Origin of the sequence: Agrobacterium sp. rho-8.1 (genome assembly GCF_033957725.1) — a bacterium.
GTDB lineage: Bacteria > Pseudomonadota > Alphaproteobacteria > Rhizobiales > Rhizobiaceae > Agrobacterium.
In genome coordinates, this window is the sequence record NZ_CP192788.1 from 798337 (window position 1) to 814411 (window position 16075).

Below are 16075 nucleotides of genomic sequence, written 5' to 3' on the forward strand. Positions count from 1 at the left end.
ACGTGGTGGGCAAAACCGGATTTGCCGGGATAAACTCCAATCTTATACGCCCTGCTGTTCTTTCGCTGGTCTGCCTGTCAGTTCTCAGTTCGTGCACCACGTCCAATACACGCGCGTCCGGTGGCGGATTGCTGGGGCGCGGCGGAGCATCGTCTACACCCTACATTTCCAGCCTTCAGGGCGGCATTGTCGGCAGAAGTGGGCTTCAACTGGATCGCGGTGATTTCAACAGGGCGCTGGAAGCGGAATATCGCGCGCTGGAAACGGCGCCTGGTGGCCAGGCCGTGATGTGGGGCAGTGGTGAGACGCGCGGTGAGGTGGTTGCCAATGCGCCTTACCAGGTTGGAAACCAGAACTGTCGGCAATACACCCATGATCTGACGGTTGATGGCAAACAGGCGAAAGTTCGCGGTGCCGCTTGTCGCAACTCCGACGGTACCTGGACGCCGTTGATTTGATGGTTGGTTGACCCGTGCCAAGGCGGCCCCAAGGCTGATCGTTAAAACAGGCTGGTGCATATCGACGGGTTTCGGTCTTTCGTCAGGACGGTTCCGGCGGCATAGTGTCTCAAATTCACGTCATCCTGCTGCGGCTTGTTTCAAAGCAGCGCGCATTCGAGTAATTGAAACGGCATGTTCTGGATTATCATCGCCCTGTTGACGGCGGCCGTGGCCATCGTTCTGACCTTTCCGCTGATGCGCAGCAATGGCGCGGCCGCCACGGCCCGTGAGGGCGAGGTCGCGGTTTATCGCGACCAGCTTGCCGAACTGCAGCGCGAGCGTGACAGCGGGCTGATCGGCGAGACCGAAGCCGAATATGCCCGCGCCGAAATCGGGCGGCGGCTTCTTGCGGCTGCATCCGGTAAAACCGACGAGACATCATCGATATCGCCACGCCGACACAATGCACTGGCGAGCGTCGTGACGGTGCTGTTGCCGCTGATGGGGCTCTGTCTTTACTTATATATGGGCACGCCAAACATGCCGGACATGCCGCTTGCCGCGCGGCTGGAAAAACCTGGCAACGATATGAACCTGATGATTGCCAAGGCCGAGCGGCATCTGGCGCGGAACCCCGACGATGGCGCCGGGTGGGATGTGCTGGCTCCGATCTACTTCAAGACGATGCGTCTGGGCGATGCCGAAATGGCGTATCGCAATGCGATCCGTCTCGATGGTGAAAATGCTCCACGCCTGACGGGGCTTGCCGAAACGTTGATTGCCGCCAACGAAGGGGTGGTCGTGGATGATGCACGCACGGCGCTCGAAGATGCGGAAAAGATGACCCCCGGCAATCCGCGCGCGCGGTTTTATCTGGCGCTGTCGCTGGAACAGGCGGGCAAGACGGATGAGGCACGCGATGCTTTCGCGTCGTTGCTGAGGGATTCGCCCGAGGGCGCGCCGTGGATACCGCTGGTGCAGGCGCATCTGCAAAACACCGGCGGTGCCGACATTGCCACCGCGCCGAAGGCGCTAGCGCCAAGTGGTCCAACTGCCGAAGACGCCGCTGCCGCCAGCACTATGTCGAGCGAAGACAGGCAGGCGATGGTGGCGGGCATGGTAGACAGTCTGGACGCGCGGCTGAAGGAAAACCCCGATAATTTCGAGGGCTGGATGCGGCTGGTGCGGTCTTACGCCATGTTGAAGAATGACGAGAAGGCGAAACAGGCTCTGGCCGATGGCCTGAAAAGCTTTCCGCCCTCGGGGGATCAGGGCAAGCAGTTGTTGGCTCTGGCGCAGCAGCTTGGCGTGGACGCGCAGGGAGTGACGCAATGACCCGCAAGCAGAAAAGACTTGCCATCATCGGCGGCGGTGTCAGCTTCATCATGATTGCGGCGTTTCTGGTGATGTTCGCCTTCGGGCAATCCATTGCCTATTTCTATATGCCCGGCGATCTGGAAAAGACGACCATCGGGCCGGGAACGCGTATTCGCCTTGGCGGGCTGGTGGCCGAAGGATCGGTCAAGCGCGGTGAAGGCCGCACGGTAAGCTTTGCGGTGACGGATGGTGGGGCAAGTGTGCCGGTCAGCTATACCGGTATTCTGCCGGACCTGTTTCGCGAAGGGCAGGGTGTGGTGACCGAGGGCACCTTCGACGCTGCCACCCATGCGTTCGTAGCCGACAGCGTGCTGGCCAAGCATGACGAGAACTACATGCCCAAGGAAGTCGCTGACCGGCTGAAGGACAAGGGTCTTTGGCAGCAGGCCCCAGACGGAACCGCCAAAACCGGAGCGACGCGATGATCACCGAAATCGGACATTATGCTCTGGTACTGGCGCTTGGTGTCGCTCTGGTCGTCTCGACGCTGCCGGTGTTTGGCGCGCGGCGCAACGACAAGGCGCTGATGGATATCGCGCCTATTGGTTCGGTTCTTTTGTTTCTGTTGGTGGGCATTTCGTTTGCCGCGCTGACGCACGCTTATGCGGTGTCCGATTTCTCGCTGAAGAATGTTTATGAGAATTCCCATTCGCTGATGCCGATGCTCTACAAGTTGACGGGCGTGTGGGGCAACCATGAGGGATCGATGCTGCTGTGGCTGCTGATCTTGGTGCTGTTCAGCGCGATGGTTGCCGTCTATGGCCGAAACCTTCCCGATACGCTTCGGGCCAATGTGCTGGCGGTGCAGGCCTGGGTGACGTCAGCGTTTCTGCTGTTCATCTTGCTGACCTCCAATCCGTTCGCCCGACTTTCGCCGGTGCCTGCCGAGGGCCAGGACCTCAATCCGGTTCTTCAGGATTTCGGTCTCGCGATCCACCCGCCGTTGCTCTATCTCGGCTATGTCGGCTTTTCCGTCTGTTTTTCCTTCGCGGTCGCGGCCCTTATGGAGGGGCGCATCGATGCTGCCTGGGCGCGGTGGGTGCGGCCTTGGACGCTGGCGGCCTGGACCTTTCTCACAGCGGGTATTTCGATGGGCTCCTACTGGGCCTATTACGAACTCGGCTGGGGTGGCTGGTGGTTCTGGGACCCGGTGGAAAATGCTTCCTTCATGCCGTGGTTGGCGGGAACGGCGCTGCTGCATTCCGCACTGGTGATGGAAAAGCGCGAGGCGCTGAAAATCTGGACCGTGCTGCTGGCGATCATGACGTTTTCACTGTCGCTGCTCGGAACCTTCCTTGTGCGCTCCGGCGTACTGACGTCGGTGCATGCCTTCGCCACCGACCCGAGCCGTGGCATTTTCATTCTCTGCATTCTGATGATTTTCATTGGCGGCGCGTTTTCGCTGTTTGCCTGGCGTGCGCCGATGCTGAAAGCGGGCGGGCTGTTCGCACCGGTTTCGCGTGAAGGTGCGCTGGTTCTGAACAACCTGATCCTCACCGTTTCAACGGCGACGGTGCTGATCGGCACGCTCTACCCGTTGGCTCTGGAAACGTTGACCGGCGAGAAGATTTCCGTCGGTGCGCCGTTCTTCAATCTGACATTCGGTCTGTTGATGATCCCCGTCCTGATCGTGACGCCGTTCGGGCCGATGATGGCATGGAAGCGCGGCGATCTGCTAGGCGCATTCCAGCGGCTTTATGTGGCAGCGGCACTGGCCGGGGTCGCAGGTCTGACGATGTGGTACATCGAACATGGCGGGCCGGTTCTGGCGGTGCTGGGTATGATCGCCGGGTTCTGGCTGATCTTCGGGGCGTTGGCCGATCTGTGGTACCGCGCCAATTTCGGCAAGCTCGCCTTCCGCATCGCGCTGCGGCGCCTGAAAGGTCTGCCGCGTTCGACGTTCGGCACGACGCTTGCCCATATGGGTCTTGGCGTGACCGTGCTCGGCATCGTCATCGTCACGACGTTCGAAACGGAAACCGTCGTCGAGATGAAGCAGGGCATGGCGGTGGATGCGGGCGGCTACAGCCTGACCTTCGACGGCATCCGCCATCATGTCGGACCCAATTACACCGAGGATCGCGGCCATTTCACGGCCCGCAAGGGCGGCATAGAGGCAGCGGATGTGTGGTCATCGAAGCGGCTTTATACGGCGCGGCGTATGCCGACGACCGAAGCGGGCATCATGACCTTTGGCCTTTCGCAGCTTTACGTTTCGCTGGGCGACCCGATGGCCGATGGCGGCATGGTGGTGCGTATCTGGTGGAAGCCGTTCATTCTATGCATCTGGGGCGGCACGGTGTTCATGATAATCGGCGGGCTGGTTTCGCTGTCCGACCGCAGGTTGCGCGTGGGTGCGCCGAGGCGCAAGGCGAAGGCTGCAAAGGATGTCGTTCTGGGTGCGGCGGAATGAGAGCCTTTTCTGCAAAATTCGTCTTTGTTCTTACCCTTCTTCTGACCGCACTCCCGGCCTTCGCCTTCAATCCCGACGAAGTCCTGGCAGACCCTGCGCTTGAGGCGCGGGCGCGGGCGTTGACCGTTCAACTGCGCTGCATGGTGTGCCAGAACCAGTCCATCGATGACAGCAATGCCGAACTGGCGCGCGATTTGCGGGTGCTGGTGCGCGAGCGCATGACGAAAGGTGATAGCGACGAGGCGGTGATCGATTATGTCGTGTCTCGCTATGGCGAATTCGTGTTGCTGAAGCCGCGCGTCAGCGCCCGTACCATTGCTCTTTGGGGTGCGCCCATTGCACTGATCCTGATTGGCGTGACCTCGATTTTCGTTTTTGCCCGGCGTCGTGCGGCTGTTTCGGAGGGGCAGACACTGACGGTGGATGAAGAGGCGCGGATCAGGGATTTGTTGGGGAAGGGGTGAGCGGGTTCTTCCGGTCGCGGCGTACAATTTAAGTTGATGCGTGAGGTCCACACGCCGCCCCATATTAGAGGGGCCGGTTGAAGGACAAAATACGTGATATTTCAAATATTTATAATCCATCCATAACCCTCTCTTCCGCAAACCCTCCAACATTACGGATTTTTCACCCGCCAGACACTTCGCTGTAAGGTGCGGGTACCTATATCTTCTGTCATCCACCGCTTCCCCGATCCACCGGGGCTCCAGTCTGAATGAAGAAAGAAGGTATATTCCATGTCGAATTCGCAAAACGGACGTCCCTCGTTGAAGACCATCCTCAAGTCTTCCGCTGTCGGCGGTCTGGCGGCTCTGATGCTGACGACCGGCGTCGCGGGGCCAATCGCTCATTCTTTCGCAGCACCCGTTGAAGTGACCGCGCCGCAGGTGCCAAGCTTTGCCAACGTCGTTGACGCGGTTTCTCCCGCAGTCGTCTCGGTGCGCGTGCAATCCAATGTGCAGCCCGCATCCGACGAGAGCAATGGTTATTCGTTCAATTTCGGCGGGCGTGGCCTCGATCAGCTGCCCGATGATCATCCGCTGAAGCGCTTCTTTAAGGAGTTCGGCGGACCGGGTGCCGGTGAAGGCGACAAGCGCGCCGACCGTGGTCCGAAAGGGCAACGCGACGGTAAGGGCCCCTTACGCCCGACAGCCCAAGGATCTGGCTTCTTCATCTCGGAAGATGGCTATATCGTTACCAACAACCACGTTGTCGATGATGGTTCTGCCTATACGGTCGTTATGAATGACGGTACGGAGCTCGACGCCAAGCTGGTCGGTCGCGATAGCCGCACTGACCTAGCCGTGCTGAAAGTGGACGTGAACCGCAAGTTTACCTATGTGCAGTTTGCCGACGACAGCAAAATTCGGGTCGGTGATTGGGTGGTTGCCGTCGGCAATCCTTTCGGTCTCGGCGGCACGGTGACATCAGGTATCATTTCGGCGCGTGGCCGCGACATCGGTTCCGGTCCCTATGACGATTACCTCCAGATCGACGCAGCCGTGAACCGTGGTAACTCTGGTGGCCCGGCCTTCAACCTCAACGGTGAAGTGATCGGTATCAACACTGCGATCTTCTCTCCGTCGGGCGGTAACGTTGGTATTGCCTTTGCTATTCCGGCCTCCGTCGCCAGGGACGTGATTCAGGACCTGATCAAGGACGGTAAGGTCGAGCGCGGCTGGCTGGGCGTACAAATTCAGCCCGTGAGCAAGGATATTGCTGAATCGCTTGGCCTTTCCGAAGCCAGTGGTGCGCTTGTGGTTGCGCCGCAGGCGGGTTCACCGGGCGATAAGGCTGGTATCAAGCAGGGCGACATCATCACCGCACTCAATGGCGATACGGTAAAGGACGCCCGAGATCTTTCACGCCGCATCGGTGCCATGGCGCCGAACACCAAGGTGGAGCTCTCTCTGTGGCGCGGCGGCAAATCGCAGCCCGTGACCGTGACGTTGGGCGATCTTGCCAGCGATGACGCCTCCAAGGCAGCGACAAGCCAGAGTGACGACAAGGGCGGCCAGCCTTCCAGCGAAAAAGCGCTGTCCAGCCTTGGTCTGACCGTTGCTCCATCTGACGATGGTACCGGTCTTGCGATCACCGATGTCGATCCTGACTCCGACGCGGCGGCCCGTGGGTTGAAGAGCGGCGAGAAGATCACTTCGGTCAACAATCAGCAGGTCGCCTCTGCTGCCGATGTCGAGAAGATCCTGTCGCAAGCCAAGAAGGACGGCCGTTCAAAGGCTCTCTTCCAGATACAAACAGATGATGGCAGCCGCTTCATCGCGCTGGATATCGACCAGGGTTAATAGACACGCGAGGCGGGACGGGTTTTCCCTTCCCGCCTTTCATTTTACAGGCCGCACCATCGATCGGGAGCGTAGAATATGGAAAGTCATGCTCAAGACGACCGTAACCCCACTGTTTCCGGTTGTGCGGTGAAGGTGGAGGACGCTATTGTCCCCCACATGAAGATTCTCGTTATCGAAGATGATCTGGAAGCCGCGGCCTACATGACCAAGGCTTTCCGGGAAGTAGGTATTGTTGCCGATCACGCCAGCGATGGTGAGAGCGGCCTGTTCATGGGTGTCGAGAACGCCTATGACGTGATGGTCATCGACCGCATGCTGCCGCGCCGGGACGGGCTCTCCGTCATCAGCGAGCTGCGCCGTCGCGGGATCGAAACGCCGGTGTTGATCCTGTCGGCTCTGGGGCAGGTGGATGACCGTGTGACGGGCCTTCGTGCCGGTGGCGACGACTACCTGCCGAAGCCCTACGCTTTCAGCGAGCTTTTAGCGCGTATCGAGGTGCTGGGTCGTCGCAAGGGCAAGCCCGAGCAGGATATGGTCTATCGGGTCGGTGATCTGGAGCTGGACCGTCTTTCCCATGACGTGCGCCGGGGCGGCAAGGAAATCTTGCTTCAGCCGCGCGAATTTCGTTTGCTGGAATATCTGATGAAGAACGCGGGCCAAGTGGTGACCCGCACGATGCTTCTGGAAAACGTTTGGGACTATCACTTCGATCCGCAGACCAACGTCATCGACGTACATGTGTCGCGCCTCCGCTCCAAGATCGAGAAAGACTTCGACAAGCCGCTGCTGAAAACCATTCGCGGTGCTGGCTACATGATGAAGGACGAGGGGTAACTCCGCTTCATGGCCCGTCTTCGTCTTCTGTTCAGCTCGACGGCGGTGCGCCTTTCTGCGCTTTATATCCTGCTTTTCGCGCTTTGTGCCGCCTTCCTTGTTTTCTATGTGACTGCGCTGTCCGAGGGTTTGCTGAACCAGCAGACGCGTGACGCCGTGCAGCAGGAAGTCAACGACGTACAGCGTGTCTATAATCGCGGTGGCATCAACCCGCTCTTGCGGATGATGGAGCGGCGTGCCCGCCAGCCGGGTGCGAGCCTTTATGTGATCGCCGGGCCGAACGGTGAAATTCTGGCTGGCAACGTCGCGTCGGTACAGCCCGGTGTTTTCGACAAAGAAGGCTGGACAGAGTTTCCGTTCGGCTACGAGCGCTATTCCGAAAGCGGCGATGCCGTGAAGCATCTCGCCACCGCCAATATCTTCCGCCTCGACAACGGCCTGCGCATTCTGGTCGGTCGTGATCTGGGTGAGCCGACGAAATTCCGATTGCTGGTGCGCAACGCACTGATGGTGGCGCTGGCGATCATGGGTGGTGGCGCGGTTCTGATCTGGTTTGCGATCGGGCGCAATGCGCTGAAACGCATCAACCGCATGTCGGCTGCGACCAAGAAGATCATGGCGGGCGACCTTTCGCAGCGTCTGCCGCAGGGACGTTCCGGCGACGAATTCGACCGTCTCTCCGGTTCGCTCAACGCGATGCTGGGCCGTATTGAAAAACTGAATGAGGGCCTGCGACAGGTTTCCGACAACATCGCCCACGACCTTAAAACGCCGCTGACACGTCTGCGCAACAAGGCAACTGAGGCACTTGAGGACCGCGACGACGGCAAGCGCCGTGCGGCACTAGAGGGCATCATCGCCGAATCCGACCAGTTGATCCGCACCTTCAACGCGCTTTTGATGATATCCCGTGTCGAGGCTGGCTCCATTGCCGCCGAGATGAGTGACGTCGACATATCAGCCATCGCCGAGGATAGCGCCGAACTTTACGAACCGGTGGCCGACGAGGAAGGCTTGACGCTGACCGCTGACATCACGCCCGGACTGATCGTGCAGGGTAATCGCGAACTGATCGGCCAGGCGCTGACCAATCTCATCGACAACGCCATCAAATATGCTGGCGGACATGACGGCAAAAAGGGGCTCTCCGTGCGATTGGTGCGGCAGGACGATGAAATCGTGCTATCCGTAGCCGACAATGGCCCTGGCGTTCCCGCTGACAAGCGCGAAGAGGTCATCAAGCGCTTCGTGCGGTTGGATGAAAGCCGCTCCAAGCCTGGAACGGGTCTCGGCCTCTCGCTGGTCGAGGCGGTCATGGAACTGCATGGCGGTTCGTTGCGTCTCTCCGATACCGATACCGGCAATGCCTCATCGCCCGGCTTGACTGTTTCGATGGTTTTTCCTGTGTCCACACCGTAAGGTTCTCTCTACTTCTTCCTCATCCCTGTGCTTGTCACAGGGATCCAGTCAGCCCAAGTCCTTGGGCTGAGGAGAGTCCTTTGACCGAGCAGACGCTCAGTCGCTGGATTCCTGTGACAGGCACAGGAATGAGGGGTGCAGAGTGCGCATGGTAAGGGAGAGAGATATTGAGACAAGCCGCAACCGTCGAGCGACGGCTGGACGACGTGAAGCCGGGCGTCATTCGTGCCTATACGCAAACGGAACTGAAATCCGTTCTCTCCACCTTGAAGGACATCGGCAGACACGAACCTGCTGTTGCCGCGCTTCTGGCAAGCGATGGACCGCTCAAGGATTTCATCGCGCAGGCACTGTCTCTATCGCCCTATCTGCGCGATGCGGCGGTGGCGGACGAGGGTTTGCTGACGCTGGCGATATCAAACCCGCTCGATACGACACTCGCACGTCTGGTTGACGATGCCCGCGCTTGCTGGCGACCGGATGTTGACGGTGTCGTTCCCAGCGAGGCGGAGGTTATGACGCGGCTGCGCGTTGCCAAAAGGCGGCTTTCCTTCATTGCGGCACTTGCTGATCTGGCGCGGGTCTTCGTGGCACGAGACACCACGCGCTGGCTGAGCGATATGGCAGATGCGAGCCTAGCCGCAGCTATCGACCATTTGCTGCTTTCCAACCACCACAGCGGAAAATTGGCGCTTAAAAATGCCGCGGCACCCAGCGAGGGTTCTGGCCTCATCGTACTGGGAATGGGAAAGCTGGGCTCGCAGGAGCTAAACTATTCGTCCGACATCGACGCCGTCGTATTCTTCGAACCGTCGGCTGGTATCGTGCCCGACCCGCTGGATGCGCTGGAAATTTTCGGGCGGATGATGCGCCGGCTGATCCGCATCATGCAGGAGCGCACGGCGGATGGCTATGTGTTTCGAACCGATCTGCGGCTCCGTCCGGACCCCGGATCGACACCGCTTGCCATACCGGTCGATGCGGCTCTGACCTATTACGAGGGCAGGGGCCAGAACTGGGAACGTGCTGCCTATATCAAGGCGCGTCCGGTGGCGGGAGACATCAAAGCTGGCGAAGGCTTCATGCGGGGCCTGACGCCCTTCGTCTTTCGAAAATATCTCGATTATGCGGCGATTGCCGATATCCATTCCATCAAACGGCAAATCCATGCGCATAAGGGCCACGGCGCGATTGCGGTGAAAGGGCATAACGTGAAGCTCGGTCGCGGCGGCATTCGCGAGATCGAATTCTTTGCGCAGACACAGCAACTGATCGCGGGCGGGCGCATGGCACCGCTGCGGGTGCGCTCCACGCAGGAGGCGCTGGCCGCGCTGACGGAGGCGAAGTGGATCGACGCCAATACACGCGACAAGCTGACCGATGCCTACTGGTTTTTACGCGAGGTGGAGCACCGTATTCAGATGGTGCACGACGAGCAGACGCACATCTTGCCGGACACCGAGGCAGAGCTGAAGCGCATCGCCTTCATGCTGGGCTTTGGCGATACAAAGGCTTTCTCCGAAAAGCTCGAAAGCGTTTTGAGGCTGGTGGAGCGGAAATATTCGGCCCTGTTCGAGCAGGAAACGAAGCTGTCAGGGGACAGTGGCAATCTGGTTTTCACCGGGCAGAGGGATGATCCGGATACCTTGAAAACGCTGGCGCGGCTGGGTTTCGAGCGACCAGAGGATATGTCACGTGTGATCCGCACCTGGCACAATGGCCGTTACCGGGCGACACAATCCGTCGAGGCACGCGAGCGACTGACGGAACTGACGCCGGAACTTTTGCAGGCCTTCGGCAAGAGCAAGCGGGCCGACGAGGCGCTGTTGCGGTTCGACAACTTTCTCTCGGGCCTGCCTGCTGGCATTCAGCTCTTCTCGCTTCTGGGCAACAATCCGGCGCTGCTGTCGTTGTTGGTGACCATCATGTCATCCGCGCCGCGTCTGGCGGAAATCATCGCCGCGCGCCCGCACGTGTTCGACGGCATGCTGGACCCGGCGCTGATGACGGACATTCCGACGCGCGACTATCTCGGGCACCGCATGCAGGGCTTTCTGGCGCCTGCGCGGCACTATGAAGACATTCTCGACCGTTTGCGCATTTTCGCCGCCGAGCAGCGCTTTTTGATCGGTGTCAGACTGTTGACCGGTGCCATCAGGGGGGAGGTCGCGGGCCGCGCCTTTACCCATCTTGCCGACCTTGTCATCGAGGCTGCGGTGAAGGCGGTGATGGCCGAAATGGAGGCGGCGCATGGTGTGTATCCGGGCGGACGCGTGGCAATCATCGGCATGGGCAAGCTGGGTTCGTTCGAACTGACGGCAGGCTCCGATGTCGATCTGATTCTGCTCTACGATTACGACGATGCGGCGTCCGAATCCGAGGGAGCAAAGCCGCTCGACGCTGTCAGATATTTTACCCGCATCACACAAAGGCTGATCGCGGCGTTGTCCGCACCGACTGCCGAGGGCGTGCTTTACGAAGTGGACATGCGGTTGCGCCCCTCCGGCAACAAGGGCCCGGTGGCGACACGTATCTCAACCTTCGAGAAATACCAGCGTGAAGAGGCCTGGACGTGGGAGCATATGGCGCTATCGCGCGCACGGCTCATCTGCGGCGACGGGTCCTTGATTGCGGATGCCGAGCGGATCATCGCGTCCGTTCTTTCAAAGAAGCGCGACGTAGCGCAGATATCTGCTGACGTCGCTGACATGCGCAAGCTGATCGGCGAGGAAAAGCCGCCTGCCAATATGTGGGATTTGAAGCTTATTCCCGGTGGTCTGGTCGATCTGGAGTTTATCGCGCAATATCTGACTTTGGTCGCGCCTGCAGAAGGTCTGCCTGCGCCCGTGGCGGGCGAAAGCACGGCGGATGTCTGGAAACGGATGGCGGAACGGGCAATGGAGCCGCAAACATACGACGATTGCATGGCCGCGCTCAGCCTCTTCACGGAACTCTCCCAGATCATTCGCCTGTGTATCGACACGGATTTCGAACCCAAGCAAGCGCCAGCAGGGCTGATCGATCTCGTCTGCCGGGCCGGTGACTGCCCTGACCTCGGCACGCTGGAGGGCGAGGTTAAACGCGTTTCGAAAATTGTGCGCAAGGCATTTTCGGTGGTTGTAGCGGGCAAGGAGTAAATTATAGGATCTGCAAACTTCACACTGGAGACGGGTAGATGATTGGATACACCATGGTCGGCACGACGGACCTCGACCGCGCCGTGCGGTTTTACGATCCGGTGTTTGTCGAGATGGGCATGAAGCAGTGCTACAAGGACGACCAGACGGCATTCTGGGGCGACAAGACGGATGTGAATGCGCCACGCTTTGCGACAGGTTATCCGTTCGACGGTGACACGGCAGGCGTCGGCAACGGCACCATGACGGCGTTTCTGATCAAGGGATCGGAAATGATCGATCGGTTGCACGCCCTCGCCGTGGCGAATGGCGGAACGGACGAGGGCGCGCCGGGCTTGCGTCCCAATTATGGCGAAGGTTTCTATGCGGCCTATGCGCGTGACCCTGATGGCAACAAGATTGCTTTTGTTTGCTACGACGTGAGGAAGAACGGCTGAACGCGTTGCGTATCGCGTTTCACACCCCACCTCTGGTTTAGATTTCGGCGTGAGAGAACGGATCAATCCATCCCTGTAATGGATTGATCCGTTTGCGTGCGTCGTGCGTAGACAAGACCAAACACAAAGGCATATTCATGTTTCATCTGATTTTCGGAATTCCGTGGCTGCTGGTTGTCGTCAGATTTCTCCAGCCGTTGCCATGGTTGTGGTCTGTCAAAGCCAGTCTTGCATTGATCCTTCTGATCGGCTCCCAATACCTCTTGTTCAATCGTCTGTCGTCGGGATCGGTCTTTTCTCCCGAATTTTTTCGGCCGCTGGTCATCGCATTCAACTTCCTCGTGGGCGTTCTGCTGCTGCTGGCCTTCATGCAGATTGCACTCGATATCATCTCGATCATCCTGCTGCCGTTTAAAGGCCACTTCCCGGCAATCCCGCCTGGCGTGCGATATGCGATGGGGCTGGTCGCGCTCGGGCTTTCCGCATTTGCGGTGAGCCAAGCCATTCGCGTTCCACCGCTGAAGGACATCGAGGTTGCCATCCCCGGTCTGCCACCTGCGTTCGATGGCTACCAGATGGTGCAACTGACGGACCTCCACATCAGCCGACTGTTCTCGACCGAGTGGACAAAATCCGTGGTGGAGAAAACGAATGCGCTGAGCCCCGATCTCATTGTCATCACCGGCGATCTCATCGATGGCAGTGTTCAATCCCGAAGTGCGGATATTGCGCCACTGGCAAATCTGAAAGCGCGCGACGGCGTTTTCACCATTCCGGGAAACCATGAATATTTCTTCGATTACGACGCGTGGATGAAATATTATCCGGGTCTCAACATGACGACGCTCGCCAACGGACATACGGTGATCGAGCGGAACGGCGAAAAGATCGTGATTGCAGGCGTGACCGATCTGTCATCTGCCAGAACGGCATTCCCAGCGCCCGATCTTGCCGCAGCGCTTCGCGGAGCGCCGGAGAATGCGCCGATCATTCTCCTCGATCACCAGCCAAAGGAAGCGGCGCGTAACGCCAAAATGGGTGTGGCGTTGCAGCTTTCCGGCCATACACATGGCGGCATGGTGTTCGGGCTCCACAGCCTCGTTGCGCAGGCAAACAATGGGTTCGTGTCCGGTTTCTATCAGTTGGGCGGCATGCAGCTCTACGTCAACAATGGTACGGCGCTGTGGCCCGGCTTTGCTCTGCGTTTGGGTGTCCCATCGGAACTGACCCGTTTTACGCTTCGCCCCGCACCCTGATGCCACTGTGATCTGTGATGGAAACGGCGGGTCCACCCTGTCTGGGTAAGCCCCGCCTTTTTTCTGTCAGCCGGCAGAAGCAGACGCGAGAGGCTGGACGGTCTCGGCATGCGGTATCATCAATGCGACGACGGTGCCCTTGCCCACGCAGGAGCGGATTTTCATCGTGCCGCCATGCAGCTTCACCAGCGAGCGGGAAATGGCAAGACCCAGCCCCGAGCCTCCCTGGCTCTTTGCGTACTGGCTCTGAACCTGTTCGAAAGGCTGACCGATCTTGTTGATGGCCGTGCCAGGGATGCCGATACCCGTATCTGCGATGGTCAGCATCAGGCCGTTCCGATGCACGTGGGTGCGAAGCTCCACCCGACCGCCTTCGCCGGTAAACTTCACCGCATTGGACAGAAGGTTGAGCATGATCTGCTTCATGGCGCGACGATCGACCGCCATGTGCATGTCTTCACAGACGCGCTGCTGGATGGAGATATTCTTCTGCGCAGCCTGAATCGCTGTGAGGCGGAGGGTTTCTTCGACCAAAGGTGCCAGATCGACCTTTTCGCAATTGATCTGCATATGACCCGCCTCGATCTTCGACATGTCGAGGATGTCATTGATGACGTGGAGCAGATGCTTGCCGCTATCGTGAATATCGCGGGCATATTCCGAATATTTCGGTGATCCTACGGGGCCGAACATTTCGTTGAGGAGAATCTCGGAGAAGCCGAGAATGGCGTTGAGCGGCGTGCGTAGCTCATGGCTCATATTGGCGAGGAATTCGGACTTTGCGATATTCGCCGCCTCGGCACGTTCCTTTTCCGCCTGGTAGAGCGCATTGGCGTCGGAGAGTTCGGTTTTCTGTCGCTCCAGCTTGTGGCGCGAGGATGAGAGGTCGCCGATCGTTGCCATCAAACGCTTTTCGGAATCGCGCAGGCGCTCTTCGTGGCGCTTGAGCAGGGTGATGTTGGTGCCGACAGATACCAGGCCGCCATCACGGGTGCGGCGTTCGTTGATCTGCAACCAGCGCGCATCCGCGAGCTGCACTTCCGTGGTTCGTGACAGGCCGGACTGATCCGGATCCGCGACACGGCGTTCCACCACGGGGCGGCAGGCGGCTGCGTTGACCACGGAGCGTTCCGTGCCGGCGACCAGCACGCTGTCCGGCAGGCCATAGGCTTGCTGGAAGTGGGCATTGCACATGACCAGTCTGTCGTTCTTGTCCCACAGCACAAAGGCTTCCGATGTGCTTTCGATCGCGTCAGCCAAGCGCTGGTCGGCTTCGGCGTAACGCTGGGCCAGACGATGTTGCTCGGTGATGTCCATGGCGATGCCGATGACGCGAAGGCCTGCTGACGTGTGAATGACCTGGGCACGAGCCCGCAGCCAGACAAAATGTCCGTGGGCGTGGCGCATGCGGAAAATCTGATCGATCTGGCGCAATTCCCCACAGCCGACGGAACGGGCCAGTTCGTAAAGATTGCCTTCTTCCGAGTGCATCATGCGGGCCGCATCGCTGAACGATAGCGGTTCGGTTCTGGCCGGAAGCCCGAGAATTTCATAAAGAGACGTGGACCAGAACATGCGACGTGTGGAGAGATCGAAATCCCAAAGGCCGCAACGCCCGCGTGACAGCGCGGTTTCGACGCGCAGGTTGGACTCCAGAAAGATTTCGTCTGCTGTGCGTGCCCGCTTAACCTGCATGTAATAGGCATAGAGAATGACGAGCAGAATGGCGGAAATACCGGTGAACAGCGTCACGTTCATGGCCACTTCGCTACGCCAGAAGGAGCGGATCGGCTCCAGTGAACGCGCTGCGATAATCATGCCACCATCGCCGCCGAGGGGCAGCATGGTCGCGTAATGCGGCGTGCCTTCGATATCGGTTTCGACGGTGCCAGGCGCATCTGAAAAGCGTCTCACGATGGCGATTTCCGGCAAAAGACCCGTGAGCGATGTTCCAAGATAACCTTGGGTGTTGCCACCGGCGCCAGCGAAGATGATGCCATTGTTGCCCGCGACCAGAAGCAGGGTCTCCTGGCTTAGACTGCCTGCCGGGAATGCCCTGTTCAGGCGCGCTTCCGTTGCAACCCGATCCTGCGTGGCAGGGACTGTCGCGTCGCTGATGAGCGCTGCCCTTGCAGCAAGGGCTGAGAGTGCTGTCGCTTGGCGCGCAGACCCTTCCATACGTTCTGATTCCGCCATGATGCCCAGCATGCGCGAAGCCGCAACAACGATCAGAAACGCCAGAATGAGAACAGGTATCAGCCGCTTCAGCAGCATTTCCAGTTGGGGCAACTGAAGTCCGCTCTTTGGCCAAGTGGCAATTCCCACCATAAGACCAGAAAACTTTTCTCCCCATGCAGCTACATCGCTTATTTTGGCATACGAGCTATCATCGCCCGCAGTCGCCCGCCGCACGTTCGTCATTGTCCCGCCTTGATGTCCCTCTTGTCGTTCGAAGC

The 16075-nt window shown here is 59.2% G+C and carries 12 protein-coding genes; 11 read left to right on the forward strand and 1 reads right to left on the reverse strand.

Annotated elements, in window-relative coordinates:
- The first annotated feature begins 2 nt into the window (after nt 1–2).
- The 11 genes from RMR21_RS04015 (at nt 3) to RMR21_RS04065 (ending at nt 13619) form a co-directional block, all read left to right on the forward strand.
- Nucleotides 3–458: an RT0821/Lpp0805 family surface protein gene (locus RMR21_RS04015; protein ID WP_498670067.1), complete on the forward strand. Its 456-nt coding sequence runs from the start codon at nt 3–5 to the stop codon at nt 456–458.
- 174 nt (nt 459–632) lie between these two features.
- Nucleotides 633–1775 carry a c-type cytochrome biogenesis protein CcmI gene (gene ccmI, locus RMR21_RS04020; RefSeq protein ID WP_498669429.1) on the forward strand — a complete coding sequence of 381 codons (1143 nt, stop codon included), beginning with the start codon at nt 633–635 and terminating at the stop codon, nt 1773–1775.
- Entirely contained in the window at nt 1772–2242 is a 471-nt protein-coding gene (gene ccmE / locus RMR21_RS04025) for a cytochrome c maturation protein CcmE (RefSeq protein ID WP_498669431.1), read from the forward strand. The genes ccmI and ccmE overlap by 4 nt, the downstream gene beginning before the upstream one ends.
- Complete coding sequence (locus RMR21_RS04030; protein WP_498669432.1) at nt 2239–4230, forward strand: heme lyase CcmF/NrfE family subunit; 1992 nt, start codon at nt 2239–2241, stop codon at nt 4228–4230. The genes ccmE and RMR21_RS04030 overlap by 4 nt, the downstream gene beginning before the upstream one ends.
- Entirely contained in the window at nt 4227–4694 is a 468-nt protein-coding gene (locus RMR21_RS04035; protein WP_498669433.1) for a cytochrome c-type biogenesis protein, read from the forward strand. Before RMR21_RS04030 ends, RMR21_RS04035 begins: the two co-directional genes overlap by 4 nt.
- 273 nt (nt 4695–4967) lie before the next feature.
- A complete protein-coding gene (locus RMR21_RS04040) occupies nt 4968–6533 on the forward strand; it encodes a Do family serine endopeptidase (protein ID WP_498669434.1) in 1566 nt (521 codons plus the stop codon).
- A 78-nt stretch (nt 6534–6611) separates the two neighbouring features.
- Nucleotides 6612–7370 carry a response regulator transcription factor gene (locus RMR21_RS04045; protein ID WP_498669435.1) on the forward strand — a complete coding sequence of 253 codons (759 nt, stop codon included), beginning with the start codon at nt 6612–6614 and terminating at the stop codon, nt 7368–7370.
- A 9-nt stretch (nt 7371–7379) separates the two neighbouring features.
- Nucleotides 7380–8789, forward strand: a complete 1410-nt coding sequence (locus tag RMR21_RS04050; protein WP_498669436.1) for a sensor histidine kinase — start codon at nt 7380–7382, stop codon at nt 8787–8789.
- 167 nt (nt 8790–8956) lie between these two features.
- Nucleotides 8957–11926, forward strand: a complete 2970-nt coding sequence (locus tag RMR21_RS04055; RefSeq protein WP_498669437.1) for a bifunctional [glutamine synthetase] adenylyltransferase/[glutamine synthetase]-adenylyl-L-tyrosine phosphorylase — start codon at nt 8957–8959, stop codon at nt 11924–11926.
- Between the two features lie 38 nt (nt 11927–11964).
- Nucleotides 11965–12363 carry a VOC family protein gene (locus tag RMR21_RS04060; RefSeq protein ID WP_498669438.1) on the forward strand — a complete coding sequence of 133 codons (399 nt, stop codon included), beginning with the start codon at nt 11965–11967 and terminating at the stop codon, nt 12361–12363.
- Between the two features lie 137 nt (nt 12364–12500).
- Nucleotides 12501–13619: a metallophosphoesterase gene (locus tag RMR21_RS04065; RefSeq protein WP_498669439.1), complete on the forward strand. Its 1119-nt coding sequence runs from the start codon at nt 12501–12503 to the stop codon at nt 13617–13619.
- Between the two features lie 66 nt (nt 13620–13685).
- Here RMR21_RS04065 and RMR21_RS04070 read toward each other — a convergent pair whose 3' ends face one another.
- Nucleotides 13686–16040 (reverse strand): PAS domain-containing sensor histidine kinase, encoded by a 2355-nt coding sequence (locus tag RMR21_RS04070; RefSeq protein ID WP_498669440.1) that lies wholly within the window; start codon nt 16038–16040, stop codon nt 13686–13688.
- Nucleotides 16041–16075: the final 35 nt, after the last annotated feature.

Excerpts from the sequence above, each read along its gene's own strand:
- ccmI (WP_498669429.1), top strand. The coding sequence starts at position 633 with ATGTTCTGGATTATCATCGCCCTGTTGACGGCGGCCGTGGCCATCGTT.
- ccmE (WP_498669431.1), top strand. The coding sequence starts at position 1,772 with ATGACCCGCAAGCAGAAAAGACTTGCCATCATCGGCGGCGGTGTCAGC.
- RMR21_RS04030 (WP_498669432.1), top strand. The coding sequence starts at position 2,239 with ATGATCACCGAAATCGGACATTATGCTCTGGTACTGGCGCTTGGTGTC.
- RMR21_RS04035 (WP_498669433.1), top strand. The coding sequence starts at position 4,227 with ATGAGAGCCTTTTCTGCAAAATTCGTCTTTGTTCTTACCCTTCTTCTG.
- RMR21_RS04040 (WP_498669434.1), top strand. The coding sequence starts at position 4,968 with ATGTCGAATTCGCAAAACGGACGTCCCTCGTTGAAGACCATCCTCAAG.
- RMR21_RS04045 (WP_498669435.1), top strand. The coding sequence starts at position 6,612 with ATGGAAAGTCATGCTCAAGACGACCGTAACCCCACTGTTTCCGGTTGT.
- RMR21_RS04050 (WP_498669436.1), top strand. The coding sequence starts at position 7,380 with ATGGCCCGTCTTCGTCTTCTGTTCAGCTCGACGGCGGTGCGCCTTTCT.
- RMR21_RS04060 (WP_498669438.1), top strand. The coding sequence starts at position 11,965 with ATGATTGGATACACCATGGTCGGCACGACGGACCTCGACCGCGCCGTG.
- RMR21_RS04065 (WP_498669439.1), top strand. The coding sequence starts at position 12,501 with ATGTTTCATCTGATTTTCGGAATTCCGTGGCTGCTGGTTGTCGTCAGA.
- RMR21_RS04070 (WP_498669440.1), bottom strand. The coding sequence starts at position 16,040 with ATGACGAACGTGCGGCGGGCGACTGCGGGCGATGATAGCTCGTATGCC.